The sequence below is a fragment of the Mangrovitalea sediminis genome (assembly GCF_002514725.1).
GTDB classification, from domain to species: domain Bacteria; phylum Pseudomonadota; class Gammaproteobacteria; order Pseudomonadales; family Oleiphilaceae; genus Mangrovitalea; species Mangrovitalea sediminis.
This window is the reverse complement of sequence record NZ_NTLB01000003.1, coordinates 188,124-201,128: the sequence shown is the minus strand read 5'-3', so window position 1 is coordinate 201,128 and position 13,005 is coordinate 188,124. Positions and strand designations below refer to the sequence as shown.

General features: G+C 59.0%; 12 protein-coding genes. 10 read left to right on the top strand and 2 right to left on the bottom strand.

The window, feature by feature from the left end; translation table 11 throughout:
• Positions 1-138 precede the first annotated feature (138 nt).
• The 5 genes from miaB to lnt are packed head-to-tail and all read left to right on the top strand — an operon-like array spanning position 139 to position 5,324.
• Positions 139-1,479, top strand: coding sequence for a tRNA (N6-isopentenyl adenosine(37)-C2)-methylthiotransferase MiaB (miaB, locus tag CLR77_RS07860; RefSeq protein ID WP_097460474.1), 1,341 nt, complete (start codon positions 139-141; stop codon positions 1,477-1,479).
• Between the two features lie 12 nt (positions 1,480-1,491).
• Complete coding sequence (locus CLR77_RS07855) at positions 1,492-2,499, top strand: PhoH family protein (RefSeq protein ID WP_097460084.1); 1,008 nt, start codon at positions 1,492-1,494, stop codon at positions 2,497-2,499.
• Positions 2,480-2,932 carry an rRNA maturation RNase YbeY gene (gene ybeY, locus CLR77_RS07850; RefSeq protein ID WP_097460083.1) on the top strand — a complete coding sequence of 151 codons (453 nt, stop codon included), beginning with the start codon at positions 2,480-2,482 and terminating at the stop codon, positions 2,930-2,932. The genes CLR77_RS07855 and ybeY overlap by 20 nt, the downstream gene beginning before the upstream one ends.
• Positions 2,933-2,950: 18 nt before the next feature.
• A complete protein-coding gene (locus CLR77_RS07845) occupies positions 2,951-3,793 on the top strand; it encodes an HlyC/CorC family transporter (protein ID WP_097460082.1) in 843 nt (280 codons plus the stop codon).
• Positions 3,786-5,324 (top strand): apolipoprotein N-acyltransferase, encoded by a 1,539-nt coding sequence (gene lnt / locus CLR77_RS07840; protein ID WP_227519848.1) that lies wholly within the window; start codon positions 3,786-3,788, stop codon positions 5,322-5,324. Before CLR77_RS07845 ends, lnt begins: the two co-directional genes overlap by 8 nt.
• Positions 5,325-5,427: 103 nt before the next feature.
• Here the strand turns inward: lnt and CLR77_RS07835 are convergent, their stop codons facing one another.
• Entirely contained in the window at positions 5,428-6,366 is a 939-nt protein-coding gene (locus tag CLR77_RS07835) for a DMT family transporter (RefSeq protein ID WP_097460081.1), read from the bottom strand.
• A gap of 134 nt (positions 6,367-6,500) precedes the next feature.
• Here CLR77_RS07835 and CLR77_RS07830 point away from each other — a divergent pair, with 134 nt between their 5' ends.
• Positions 6,501-7,445: a LysR family transcriptional regulator gene (locus tag CLR77_RS07830; protein WP_097460080.1), complete on the top strand. Its 945-nt coding sequence runs from the start codon at positions 6,501-6,503 to the stop codon at positions 7,443-7,445.
• On the opposite strand, the gene CLR77_RS07825 is transcribed toward CLR77_RS07830, so the two are convergent.
• Positions 7,391-7,951, bottom strand: coding sequence for a zinc ribbon-containing protein (locus CLR77_RS07825; RefSeq protein ID WP_097460079.1), 561 nt, complete (start codon positions 7,949-7,951; stop codon positions 7,391-7,393). The two genes, CLR77_RS07830 and CLR77_RS07825, sit on opposite strands and share 55 nt — an antisense overlap.
• Positions 7,952-8,311: 360 nt before the next feature.
• Between CLR77_RS07825 and leuS the strand changes: the two genes are divergently transcribed.
• From leuS to CLR77_RS07805, 4 genes are all read left to right on the top strand, one after another.
• Positions 8,312-10,897, top strand: a complete 2,586-nt coding sequence (leuS, locus tag CLR77_RS07820; protein WP_097460078.1) for a leucine--tRNA ligase — start codon at positions 8,312-8,314, stop codon at positions 10,895-10,897.
• 30 nt (positions 10,898-10,927) lie between these two features.
• Positions 10,928-11,536 (top strand): LPS-assembly lipoprotein LptE, encoded by a 609-nt coding sequence (locus CLR77_RS07815; protein WP_097460077.1) that lies wholly within the window; start codon positions 10,928-10,930, stop codon positions 11,534-11,536.
• Between the two features lie 18 nt (positions 11,537-11,554).
• Positions 11,555-12,565 carry a DNA polymerase III subunit delta gene (holA, locus tag CLR77_RS07810; RefSeq protein ID WP_097460076.1) on the top strand — a complete coding sequence of 337 codons (1,011 nt, stop codon included), beginning with the start codon at positions 11,555-11,557 and terminating at the stop codon, positions 12,563-12,565.
• Between the two features lie 130 nt (positions 12,566-12,695).
• The gene (locus tag CLR77_RS07805) at positions 12,696-12,956 is read left to right on the top strand and encodes a hypothetical protein (protein WP_097460075.1); all 261 of its coding nucleotides are present in this window, start codon (positions 12,696-12,698) and stop codon (positions 12,954-12,956) included.
• Positions 12,957-13,005: the final 49 nt, after the last annotated feature.

Below are 13,005 nucleotides of genomic sequence, written 5' to 3'. Positions count from 1 at the left end.
TCGGACAGTGCGTACAGATAACCGCACACTTTTACAGCAATGGGCGCAGACCGGTATAATGCGCACCTGATTTCAGATACCCGGCGGGCTGCACCCTGGCAGACCTGCCTGTTTCTATTGAGGTTTGCACACCCCATCATGGCCAAAAAGCTGTATATCAAGACCCACGGCTGTCAGATGAACGAGTATGATTCCTCCCGCATGGTGGATCTGCTACGTGACAGCGAAGGCGTCGAACTGACCGACACGCCGGACGATGCCGATATCCTCCTGCTTAATACCTGCTCTATCCGGGAAAAGGCCCAGGAGAAAGTCTTCCACCAGTTGGGACGCTGGAAGCAGCTCAAGGCACGCAACCCGGACCTGTTGATCGGTGTCGGCGGCTGCGTTGCGAGCCAGGAAGGCGACGCCATCATGTCGCGGGCGCCTTACGTGGACATGGTGTTCGGCCCGCAAACCCTGCACCGCCTGCCGGACATGATCGCCGATGCCCGCGAGGGCCGCGGTGGCGTAGTGGATATCAGCTTCCCGGAGATCGAGAAATTCGATCACCTGCCGGCTCCTGGTGTCGACGGCCCCAGCGCCTTCGTCTCGATCATGGAAGGCTGCAGCAAATACTGCACCTTCTGCGTTGTGCCTTACACCCGCGGGGAAGAGGTCAGCCGACCGGTCGACGACGTTCTTGCGGAAATCGCCCACCTGGCAGCACAGGGTGTGCGTGAAGTGAACCTCCTCGGCCAGAACGTCAACGCCTACCGGGGTGAAACCCACGAAGGCGACATCATGGACCTGGCGGAGCTGATCACCTTCATCGCAGCAATCGATGGCATCGACCGCATTCGCTATACCACATCGCACCCGGTCGAGTTCTCCGATGCACTGATCGATGTCTATGCACAGGTACCGGAACTGGTCAGCCACCTGCACCTACCGGTACAGAGCGGCTCCGACCGCGTGCTGGCGCAGATGAAGCGCGGCCATACCGTGCTCGAATACAAGTCCAAAATCCGGCGTCTGCGCAAGCTGCGCCCGGACATCAGCATTTCCTCCGACTTCATCGTCGGCTTCCCGGGTGAAACGGAAAAGGACTTCGAGGACACCATGAACCTGATCCGGGACATCAACTTCGATGTGTCCTTCAGTTTCGTTTACAGCGCACGCCCGGGAACTCCCGCGGCAGACCTGCCCGACGACACACCGGAAAGTCTCAAAAAGGCACGGCTCGCCCTGCTGCAACAACGCATCAACCAGCAGGCGCAGGATATCAGCCGCAAAATGGCCGGTACCACCCAGCGCATTCTGGTGACGGGCCTTTCGCGTAAGGATCCTGGAGAATTCCAGGGCCGCACAGAGAATAACCGCGTGGTCAATTTCCGCAGCGACCTGCCCAACGTCATCGGCCATTTCGTCGATGTTCATATTGTCGAAGCCTTGCCGAACTCGCTGCGCGGCGAGATGATAGACGCAAATCTATATTGATATGAGGTCTGCTTGAGCAGCGAAGAGAGTCGACAGTTTCAACTGATTCCCGCCGATCCACGACGGCTGGCCGCGCTGTGCGGCCAGTTCGATGAACATCTCAAACAAATCGAACGCCGCATGACTGTGCGAATCGGTTACCGTGGCAACCAGTTCCGCGTGATTGGCGATGAGGATGCGGCCCAGGCGGCCGCCGAAGTGGTCAAGCACCTGTACCGAGAGACCGAAGCATCGGACGACATCTCGCCCGACCTGGTGCATCTGTTCATCCGTGAATCCGGCTTCGATCGCCTCCCCGAAGGCGATGTCTTCGATGGCTCCAGCATCGTCATCCGTACGGCGAAAGTGCAGATCAAGCCTCGCGGCGACAACCAGCAGCGCTATGTACACTCGATCCGCACGCACGACATCAACTTTGGTGTCGGCCCGGCCGGTACCGGCAAGACATGGCTCGCCGTGGCCTGTGCTGTGGAAGCGCTGAAGAACGAGGAAGTCAAACGTATCCTGTTGGTCCGCCCGGCAGTGGAAGCCGGCGAAAAACTCGGCTTCCTGCCGGGCGACCTGGCACAAAAGGTCGATCCCTATCTGCGCCCACTCTATGACGCGCTTTATGAAATGCTCGGTTTCGACCAGGTCGTCCGGCTGATAGAACGCAGCGTCATCGAGATCGCACCGCTCGCCTTTATGCGTGGCCGTACCCTGAACAATGCGTTCATCATCCTCGATGAAAGCCAGAACACCACCCGGGAACAGATGAAAATGTTCCTGACCCGGATCGGTTTCGGCTCCACGGCAGTGATCACCGGCGACATCACGCAGATCGACCTTCCCAAGGGGCAGCACTCGGGCCTGGTCCACGCTATTGAGGTCCTCAAGCCGGTCAAGGGGATCAGCCTGACCCGGTTCACCTCCGCCGACGTCGTGCGTCACCCGCTGGTACAACGCATTGTCGAAGCCTACGACGCACATCAAGACGAAACTGACGATCCGCGGAGCCGTGATGACCGACGTCAACGTTGACCTTCAAATCGCCACGTCGGACGCTAACATACCCGAGGCTTCACAGATAAAGCGCTGGGCAGAACAGGCCTATCAAGGGGAAGAGCCGACCGAAGTCACTATACGGGTTGTCGACCCCGAGGAAAGTCAGGACCTGAATACCCGTTACCGCGGCAAGGAGAAGCCAACCAATGTGCTGTCCTTCCCATTTGAGGCGCCGCCCGGTATAACATTGCCATTGCTGGGCGATCTGGCAGTCTGCGCCAGTGTCGTGACCCGCGAGGCGGCGGAACAGGGCAAACCGCTGGATATGCACTGGGCCCACATGGTGATTCATGGCGTTCTGCACCTGCAGGGCTATGACCACGAAACCGAAGCAGAAGCGGATGTCATGGAAGCACTGGAAATTCGCCTGCTGGCAGAACTGGGCTATCCCAACCCGTATCAAGATTGAGGACACGGATCAGACTCCATGAGCGACGATCACTCTAGTCGCAGCCAGGCTTCCAAATCCTGGCTGGAACGCATTTCCCAAGCATTCTCCAATGAACCGGAATCGGCGGACGACATCCTAGAAATTCTGCGGGACGCGGAAACCCAGCACATCATCGATAGCGACGCCATGAGCATCATCGAAGGGGCCATGCAGGTCACCGACATGCGCGTCGAAGAGATCATGATTCCGCGGTCGCAAATGGTAACCGTGAAGGCCGCGAACGATCCTCGCGACTACCTGCCGGAAATCATCGAATCCGCTCACAGCCGTTTCCCCGTCATGGGCGATAATCCGGACGAGGTTATCGGCATTCTTCTGGCCAAGGATCTGCTGCCCCTGGCCCTGCAAAACCGGCTGGGCCGGGACACCATCCGCGAAGTGCTCAGGCCTGCCACCTTTGTTCCCGAGAGCAAGCGCCTCAACCAGTTGCTCAAGGAGTTCAAGGAAACCCGTAATCATATGGCCATCGTGGTCGACGAATATGGCGGCGTTGCAGGACTGATTACCATCGAGGATGTCCTTGAGCAGATCGTCGGGGAAATCGAGGACGAACACGATTTCGACGAGGAAGCACAGATCAAGACCCGTGATGACGGCAGCTATGCGGTGAAAGCCGTGACGCCCGTCGAGGACTTCAACGAATTCTTCAAGACCTCACTGGATGAGGAGGAATTCGATACGGTAGGCGGCATCGTGCTCAAGGCCTTCGGCCACCTGCCCCGTCGTGGCGAGTCCATTACGCTGGACGGTCTGGACTTTACTGTGCTCAACGCAGACAACCGGGTGATACGGCTGATCCAGGTCAAGCGCAGTGCCTGAAGCCAGACAACACGCCATACCGCCGCTTCAGAGTCGCCTCGCCAGAATTGCCTTACTGCTGGTGGCCGGCACGCTGCAGACGCTGACCTTTTCGCCTTTCGATGCCTGGCCGCTCGGCCCTTTGTCGATAGCACTGCTGTGCTGGATTGCCTGGTACCTACCCTCCGGCGCCCTGTTCAGGACAGGCTGGTGGTTTGGCATCGGGCTCTTTGGCACAGGAGCCTCCTGGGTCTTCGTCAGCATCAATACCTACGGATCGACATCCCTGCCGTTATCGCTGGCGCTGACCGGTCTTTTCGTCGCCGGCCTGTCACTGTTTCCAGCGCTGACCTTCTGGGGCTGGGGGAAACTGGCCGGCCCGGACAGCATTCGCCGGCTCTGGCTGTTGCCAGGCGTCTGGGTAATTGGCGACTGGCTGCGCGGGCATGTGCTGACAGGCTTCCCCTGGTTATATCTGGGCACGTCACAGGTAAGCGGACCATTGGCCGGCTGGGCACCCATCGCCGGGGTACACGCCGTCACGCTGATTGAGGTCGCCACCGGAGCAGCCCTGTTCGCGGCGTACCGGGCATACCGTCTGCAGCAGCGAAAACTCAGCGGGGGCCTGGTGGGCGCGATCCTGGTGGTTTGGCTGATCAGCCCCTTGCTCTCCAGAATCCAATGGACGAAACCCGAAAGCCAACCCATCAGCTTCGTTGCCGCCCAGGGCGATGTCCCACAATTAATGAAATGGGACCCCAAATTCCTCAGCCGGCAAATCAAGGACTACTTCCATCTGACTGAAGGTCACTGGAACAAGGACCTGGTTCTCTGGCCAGAAACCGCCATTCCCCTGCCCCAGGACGATGCCGGCCCCATCATCGACGACATCCGCCAGCTGCTCGGCCCCAACACCACGCTGGTCACCGGAATTCCGTGGCATACCTACAGCGATACGGGCCAGGACATCTATCACAACAGCATTATGGCGATGGGGGACGGGTCCGGGGTGTACCACAAGCAGAAGCTGGTACCTTTCGGTGAATATGTTCCCCTGGAGCATTGGCTGCGAGGCCTGATTGCCTTCTTTGACCTGCCCATGTCCGAATTCACCAAGGGGCCGGCCCATCAGGAACCCCTGACGGTGGGCGCGCACAAGGTCATGCCCTTTATCTGCTACGAAATAGCCTATCCGGACTTCGTCGCGCACAATGCCGAGCACACCAATTACCTGATCAACATCAGCAACGATGCCTGGTTCGGCCACTCGCTCGGCCCCTTGCAGCACTTACAGATCGTCCGTATGCGCGCCTTGGAAACCCAGCGTTATATCCTGCGAGATACCAACAACGGCATCACCGCACTGGTCGGACCGGATGGACAGATCGAGGAACGGGCTCCTCGCTTCGTGCAAACGGTCATGACCGGCAAGCTGTATCCGGTGACAGGACTGACGCCTTTTATGCGCTGGGGCTCCTGGCCGGCGCTGATCATCGGCTTGGCGCTGATTGTGCTGGCCCGGTCTCGCAAGCTGGGTCCTGAGTCAAGCTGACGCCCCGGACAGCTGTTCCTTCGATATTGGTAGGGCGCATTAACCGAAGGGCAATGCGCCGAATGCCAGATCGTCATCAAGGGCTCCGGCGGAGCCCTTGATCTCAACGTGTCGAAGCGGAGGCATCAACCGTCGCGTTAACCGCCTCCGGCTTCCGCCGCGCCTTCATAAACGCCATCGCCCCCAACACCACGACCAACCCGGCCCACTGTATGGGCGACAGCCGCTCGCCAACGGCCACCCAGGCCCCGAGAACCGTCACCACAGGACCAAACATTGCCACCACCCCAGCCTCGCCGGCATCCGCCCGGCGCAATCCTTCAAACAACAGGAAGAAAGGCAGGACGGTGGTGAGCACCACCAATGCCAGCACCCAGGCCCAGGCCATGGGTTGAACATAACGCAACTGATTGAGGTGGGCGACCGGCACCAGGAAAACCAACATCGCCACCAAGGTAAAACTGTTAGAGACTTCATTGAAACGCACAGACCCCAGCTCGCGGGTCAGCGGCTGGCTGATATGCCAGAACACCGCATAGCACGAAGCCGCACCAAAGCCACAGGCGACGCCCCATGGGTCCATTCCGCCGCCATGCCACCCCGGTGACAGGACCAGAGCGATTCCCAGCCATGCCACGACGAAGGCCATGCCCTGCCGTAGAGGCGGCAGGCGTCGTGTTAGAAGGCTTTGTAGGAGCATGACCAGGGCGGGAAAGACATAGAGGATCAAGCGGGAAACACTGGCGCCCAGCAACTTGATCGCATTGAAGTCAAACAAGGCACTGAGAAAAAACAGCATGCCCGTCAATCCGGCCCATCCCCACTGCTTTCGCGTGAGCCGCACACGTGGTTTGCCACGATTGAGCCAACGGGCACCCAGGAGAAACAAGGGAACGGCAAACAGGAATCGCAGGAGGAGCAGATTGTCTACAGACAACCCATCTTCGTAGGCCAGTCGTGCAAAGATGCCTTTAAAAGCCAGACAGAAGGTGGCTAGGGCGACCAGGACAAGGCCGGATTCAAGGCGTTGACGTATGGGCATAACAAGGGCTCTCTTTGCGAAAGATGTGCGAAAAACGGATGGTAAACCGAGAAAGACGATGATCTCCCACACCTTGTCTTTTACCAACAGCAATTCCAAACTATCAGATATTCATTTATCGGATACCCCGCGTCATGGAGCTGAAACAGCTGCGTTGCTTCGTGCAAGCCGCAGAACAGGGCAGTCTGTTGCGGGCAGCAGAGCAACTCAACCTGTCGCAACCTACGCTGAGTCGCCAAATACAGGCCCTGGAACAGGCGCTTAATGCACGCCTGTTTCAACGCACTGGCAGAGGCGTCGCGCTGACCGAAGCTGGACGGAGAGCGTTGGGTCACGCAAAGGCTGTGCTGGAAAATGCCTCCCGATTACGACAGGAGACCGGACAGCACAAGAACACCCTCGGAGGACGCCTGAGTTTTGGCCTTCCGCCGAGCGTCGGCGTCCGGTTGACTGCGCCACTGGTGGAACGTTTTCGTGCCCTCTACCCCAACGTCAGCCTGCGCCTGGTAGAGGATCTCAGCGGTACTATCCAGGAGGGCCTGCTCAACGACACCATCGACCTGGGCATTCTCTACGAAGTCGCGGCGGTCAGCGGTGTCCAGACATGCTTTTTAGGGACGGAGGATCTGCACCTGGTCTGTGATCAGGAACATGCCCTGGCATCCCGCGACAGTGTCCGTTTCGACGAAGTCGTGGAGCTCCCCTTGATTTTGCCGGGATTGCGGCACGGATTGCGCGCGCTGGTTCAGCAATATGCCTTTCGCGAGGGATTGACGGTTCGGACCGACCTGGAGGTGGACTCGTTACGGGTTCAGGTCGATCTCGTTCGGCGGGGGCTGGGAGTCACTTTGCTGCCGGGCGTGACATTAAGTGTGCTGTGCAATGTCGAATGTCTGGTCGCCATTCCGGTCGTACAACCCAGCCTGCAGCGTTCCTGTGTCCTGGCATGGCGACGGGGGCGCGTCTTGACCCCCGCCGCCGATGCCATGGCCCAACTGATCCAGGCGGCCTTCAACGATAATTCTCAGGACGCAGCACTGTCCGGCTCTGGCGACCTCGCCGTAATTCGTTCGAAGTAATGCGACCCACAATGATGGCAGGGTTCGATACGGGTCGTAACGGTCAACGCCACCGGTTCCCCGCAATCCAGGCAACGCAGAACACCTGCCGTAGCGATCTCGCCACTCAGATACTGATCCGGCGCATGATGAATTTTCTGATCCAGCTCCAGCGTTTCGACCTGGGTTTTGTCCGCAATGGAAAGCAGCAAATCCGCCAACTGCTTTTCAACCAGCGACAGATCCAGCCGCAGCCAGTCTCCCAGCGTCTCCTCTTCGTCACCGCTACCGAAGAATTGCACCAGGTGCTGCAGATCACGACGCAGATAGGCCGCCAACAGGCTTAACTCATCCCGGGTGGCCTCACCCAGCTCCATCTCAAACTCCACGGCCTTGTCGATTTCGGCGGTCAGGGTCTCCCAGGTCTTGTCCTCAGCCACGACCAGAGCCTTCTCCACCCGTTGCAGCATGCGGTTGTAGATCTGCTCGGCCTGCCCGCTCAATTTCGGACTTTTCTCATCTTTCATTACACGTCTCCATCCGACTACATTCGATCCAAATACTGTCTATCCGAATACCACCGAGACCAACCTGGCCCAGCAGACCCGACAAGGCTACCTGTCACCCTGATGCTAGGTTAGAATACGTCCTTTCGTTAAACCACAACCTGACATCCATCAACGAAGCTGCCTGACAACAGGGTGGCGCCCAAACCGGACGAACAGTTCCAACGAACGGCCGTTTTGACTCGGCCTGCGGCAGTGCCCCTTCAGCGAACGGGTTATTACTCCCCGCTGCCGGCCAGCCCCTCGAGAAGCTTCGTGTCAGACTTTCAGGATAACGCATCGGCAGAGCGTCATCACACGATCAAGAAGGTGAACACAGGAATGGACGAGCATTATCGCCCGCGCGACATCGAAAAAGCGGCACAGCAATACTGGGACGACAACCAGACCTTCAGTGTCCGCGAAGAACCTGGCAAGCCCAAGTACTACTGTCTTTCCATGTTCCCCTACCCGAGCGGCAAGTTGCACATGGGGCATGTGCGCAATTACACCATCGGGGACGTGATTGCACGCTACCAGCGTATGTGTGGCAAGAACGTGTTGCAGCCCATGGGCTGGGACGCTTTCGGCCTGCCGGCGGAAAATGCCGCTATCAAGAACGAAACGGCGCCGGCAAAGTGGACTTACGCCAACATCGATTACATGAAGAACCAGTTGAAACAGCTGGGCTTCGGCTATGACTGGCAGCGGGAGCTGGCTACCTGCACCCCGGAATACTACCGCTGGGAGCAATGGTTCTTCACCAAGCTGTATGAAAAGGGCCTGGTTTACAAGAAGAACGCCACCGTTAACTGGGATCCTGTGGACCAGACCGTTCTCGCCAACGAACAGGTCGTCGACGGCCGCGGCTGGCGATCCGGTGCGCTGGTCGAACAGAAAGAAATCCCCCAGTGGTTTATCCGGATCACCGACTACGCAGAGGAACTGCTCAACGACCTGGACCAGCTCGAAGGCTGGCCCGAACAGGTCAAGACCATGCAGCGCAACTGGATCGGTCGCTCCGAAGGTGTTGAACTCCAGTTCGGCCTGAAGAACCGCGAAGAAACCCTGACCGTCTACACTACCCGCCCCGATACGCTGATGGGCGTCACCTACGTCGCCCTGGCGGCTCAGCATCCGCTGGCCCTGGAAGCGGCACAGCGCAGCGCCGAGCTGGCACAGTTCATCGAAGAGTGCCGCCATACCAAGACCGCCGAGGCCGATATGGCCACGATGGAGAAGAAAGGCGTACCGACCGGCCTGTTCGCGCTGCACCCGCTCACCGGTGAGGAAGTCCCCGTCTGGGTGGCCAACTTCGTATTGATGGAATACGGCTCCGGCGCCGTTATGGCGGTACCCGGTCATGACGAACGGGATCACGAGTTCGCCCACAAGTTCGGCCTGCCGATCAAACAGGTGATTGCACCCACCGACGAGCGCGAAATAGACGTCCAGGAAGCCGCATTTACCGAAAAGGGCCTACTGGTATCGTCCGGCGAATTCACCGGCATGTCCTCCGCCGAAGCCTTCGATGCCATAGCAAGCAAACTCCAGGCTGCCGGCAAGGGCGAACGCAAGGTCAACTACCGGCTGCGTGACTGGGGCGTCTCCCGCCAGCGTTACTGGGGCGCACCGATCCCCATGCTGACCCTGGAAAACGGTGAAGAGATGCCCGTACCGGCCGACCAGTTGCCAGTTGTGTTGCCGGAAGATGTGGAAATGGACGGTGTCATCTCGCCGATCAAGGCCGATCCGACCTGGGCCGCGACCCGGGTTAACGGTATACCGGCAACCCGCGAAACCGATACCTTCGACACCTTTATGGAGTCCTCCTGGTACTATGCGCGCTACTGCTGCCCGCAGTATCAGGACGGCATGCTGGCGCCGGATGCCGCCAACTACTGGCTGCCGGTGGATCAGTATGTCGGCGGCATCGAGCACGCCATTTTGCACCTGCTCTATTCCCGCTTCTTCCACAAGCTGCTGCGCGACTTCGGCCTGGTCAACAGCGATGAACCCTTCAAGCGTCTGCTCTGTCAGGGGATGGTGCTGGCCGAGACCTATTACCGGGAGGACGAACGTGGCGGCAAGATCTGGATTTCACCCCAGGACGTTGTGGTAGAGCGCGACGACAAGGGACAGGTCATCCGCACCGTGCACAAGGACGATGGTCAGCCGGTACTTCCGGCAGGCATGAGCAAGATGTCGAAGTCGAAAAATAACGGCATCGACCCGCAGGCCATCATCGACCAGTACGGCGCCGATACGGTTCGTCTGTTCATGATGTTCGCTGCACCGCCGGAGCAGTCCCTCGAATGGTCCGACAGTGGTGTCGAAGGCGCCAACCGCTTCCTGCGTCGTTTCTGGCGCCTGGTTCAGGAACACGTTGCCCAAGGCCCTGCACCGGCGCTGGATACCGCACAACTTAACGACAGCCAGCGCGACCTGCGGCGCAAGATTCACGAAACCATCGCCAAAGTCAGCGATGACGTCAGCCGTCGCCTGACCTTCAATACCGCGATTGCTGCGGTCATGGAAATGCTCAACGAAACGGGCCGCCTCGCTGGCGACAGCGAACAGGACAGGGCCGTCAGCCAGGAAGCGCTCGAAGCCGCGGTTCTGTTGCTGGCGCCGATCACGCCGCACATCTGCCACGAACTCTGGCAAGTGCTGGGGCACCAGGATGCCATTGAGGACGCCTCATGGCCGGTCGCCGATGAATCCGCCATGGTGCGCAGCAGCCTGGAAATCGTGGTTCAGGTCAACGGCAAACTGCGCGCGCGCTTGCAGGTACCGGCTGACATCGACAAGGACTCTCTGCAGCAGCAGGCACTGGAGGAACCGACGGTCCTCCGTTTCACGGCTGACAAGACCATCCGTAAGGTCATCGTGGTCCCAGGTAAACTGGTCAATATCGTCGCCAACTGATCGCTGCATGAACGACAAGGAACAGGCTCCATGACGACAGGCATATCGAACAGGCGCGCGACGTCGCTGGTCCGCCTCCCGCTCGCTTTGTCAGCCGGACTGGCGCTTGCCGCCTGTGGTTTTCACCTGCGCGGCGTTGCGCAGGTGCCACAGGCGGTGCAACCCCTGTATCTATCCTGTCAGTCGGGCATTCCCTACGAGTTGTGCAGCCGCGTCAGGGACACACTGAAACGCAGCGGGATCGTCCTCGAAGACCAGGAACAGGGGCATTACGTCCTGACCCTGAACAGCCTGACCAGCGAGAAACGGGCGACGGCCATCACTCAAACGGCCGTTGCCGCCCAATACGAACTTCGCATGACCGCGAAGGTGTCGCTGAGTACCCCCGATGGGATTCCCCTGCTGACCAATAATCCGGTCAGCACCTTCGAGGACTACAACTACAATGAAACCAGCATCCTTGGTGCACGTCGCGAAGAGCAAAACCTGAACAAGACACTCTACGGGCGACTTGCCCAGCAAATCCTGTTCAAGTTGACGCCTTTCACTCAGGAACGGATCGAAACCCTGCGTCAGGACTATCAGAAGAAAACAAACACACCAGGGAAACCGGCCACATCATCCGGCACCACCCCCTGACAACCGGGAGCCCCACCCTTGAAAGCCAGCGTCTCCCAGTTGAACACCCATTTACGCAAGACCCTGGCGCCGGTCTACCTGGTCAGCGGCGATGAACCGCTGCTGGTTCAGGAAGCCTGCGACGCCATCCGTAAAGCAGCTCGCGATCGCGAATATTTCGACCGCCAGGTCTTTCATGCCGACACCAACCTTGACTGGAATCTGGTTCGCGATGAAGTCAGCGCGCTTTCACTGTTTGCATCAAAACGACGCATCGAGATCCATCTGCCCAAAGGCAAACTGGGCGACGGCAAGACGGTCATTGAAGATTTTCTGAAACAGCCGCCTGACGACATTATCGTCCTCCTGATCAGCACCCGCCTCGACCCGGGCGAGCAGCGTAAGCGCTGGCTGAAACAGGTCGAGGAAGCCGGTGTACATGTCCAGATCTGGCCTGTCGACCTGCACCGTTTTCCGGAATGGTTGCGGGAGCGCGCCATGGCCAAGGGACTGTCACTCACTGGCGGCGCACTGGAATTGCTGGCCGACCGCACGGAAGGCAACCTGTTGGCAGCAAGCCAGGAACTGGATCGCCTTCACCTTCTTTGTCCGGACGGCTCGGTCGACGAGCAGATGGTCGAGGAGGCCGTGCTCGACAGTGCGCGCTTTAACGTTTTCGAGCTGGTTTCCGAGGTATTGCAGGGACGCGCGGTTCACGCGCAAAAGATCCTGACGACACTGGAACATGAAGGCGAAAATCCCCTTGGCGTGCTGGCTATACTCTCCCGGGAACTGCAGACGCTGATGGCACTGCAGCACGAGATGCAGCACGGCCACCCAACTCGTCAGTTTTTCAACAGCCGCCGCATTCGCCAGCCGCAACGCGCCCGTCAACTGGAGCAAGCCGCACGCCGTGTGAATAGCGCTCGCCTGAACGAGGCGATCACCCTCTGCGCGCAGGTGGACCGGGCCGCCAAGGGGCAAGATACTGCACTACCCTGGATGGCCTTGAGTCAGCTCGTCGGCCACCTCACGGCACCCAACCGCTGAATCCCCTCCCTTCTTGACGAGCGTCAACACCTCCTTTCACGTTGTAACGCAGACTCTTCATTAAGGAGCGGGCCGGATATCGGACTCGTACAACGCCGAAAGGACCCTGTCCCAGGGAGGAGCTGCCAGCATGACCATGCAAGAAGATCTGAAAAAGCTGAACGATCAGTTGCGCCAGCAACGTGATGAGTTACGGGTGCAGATGCACCTGGCCAAGGAAGATGTCAAAGACGAATGGGATGACCTGGAAGTGAAATGGGACCAGTTTCTCAACAAGATGAAACAGATCGGGCATGACGCCCAAGACGCCAGCCACGACATTGCGTCAGCGGCGAAAGACCTGGGTAGCGAGATTCACAAAGGATACGACCGAATTCGTGGCCGGTTATAGCGAGACCGATAACGGAAAATATGCCACATACAAAAAAGCCGCAGGGACC

Bases quoted from the DNA above. Each gene is read 5' to 3' on its own strand.
- CLR77_RS07835 (WP_097460081.1), bottom strand. From the start codon at position 6,366: ATGCCCATACGTCAACGCCTTGAATCCGGCCTTGTCCTGGTCGCCCTA.
- CLR77_RS07830 (WP_097460080.1), top strand. From the start codon at position 6,501: ATGGAGCTGAAACAGCTGCGTTGCTTCGTGCAAGCCGCAGAACAGGGC.
- ybeY (WP_097460083.1), top strand. From the start codon at position 2,480: ATGACCGACGTCAACGTTGACCTTCAAATCGCCACGTCGGACGCTAAC.
- CLR77_RS07845 (WP_097460082.1), top strand. From the start codon at position 2,951: ATGAGCGACGATCACTCTAGTCGCAGCCAGGCTTCCAAATCCTGGCTG.
- miaB (WP_097460474.1), top strand. From the start codon at position 139: ATGGCCAAAAAGCTGTATATCAAGACCCACGGCTGTCAGATGAACGAG.
- leuS (WP_097460078.1), top strand. From the start codon at position 8,312: ATGGACGAGCATTATCGCCCGCGCGACATCGAAAAAGCGGCACAGCAA.
- CLR77_RS07825 (WP_097460079.1), bottom strand. From the start codon at position 7,951: ATGAAAGATGAGAAAAGTCCGAAATTGAGCGGGCAGGCCGAGCAGATC.
- CLR77_RS07805 (WP_097460075.1), top strand. From the start codon at position 12,696: ATGACCATGCAAGAAGATCTGAAAAAGCTGAACGATCAGTTGCGCCAG.
- CLR77_RS07815 (WP_097460077.1), top strand. From the start codon at position 10,928: ATGACGACAGGCATATCGAACAGGCGCGCGACGTCGCTGGTCCGCCTC.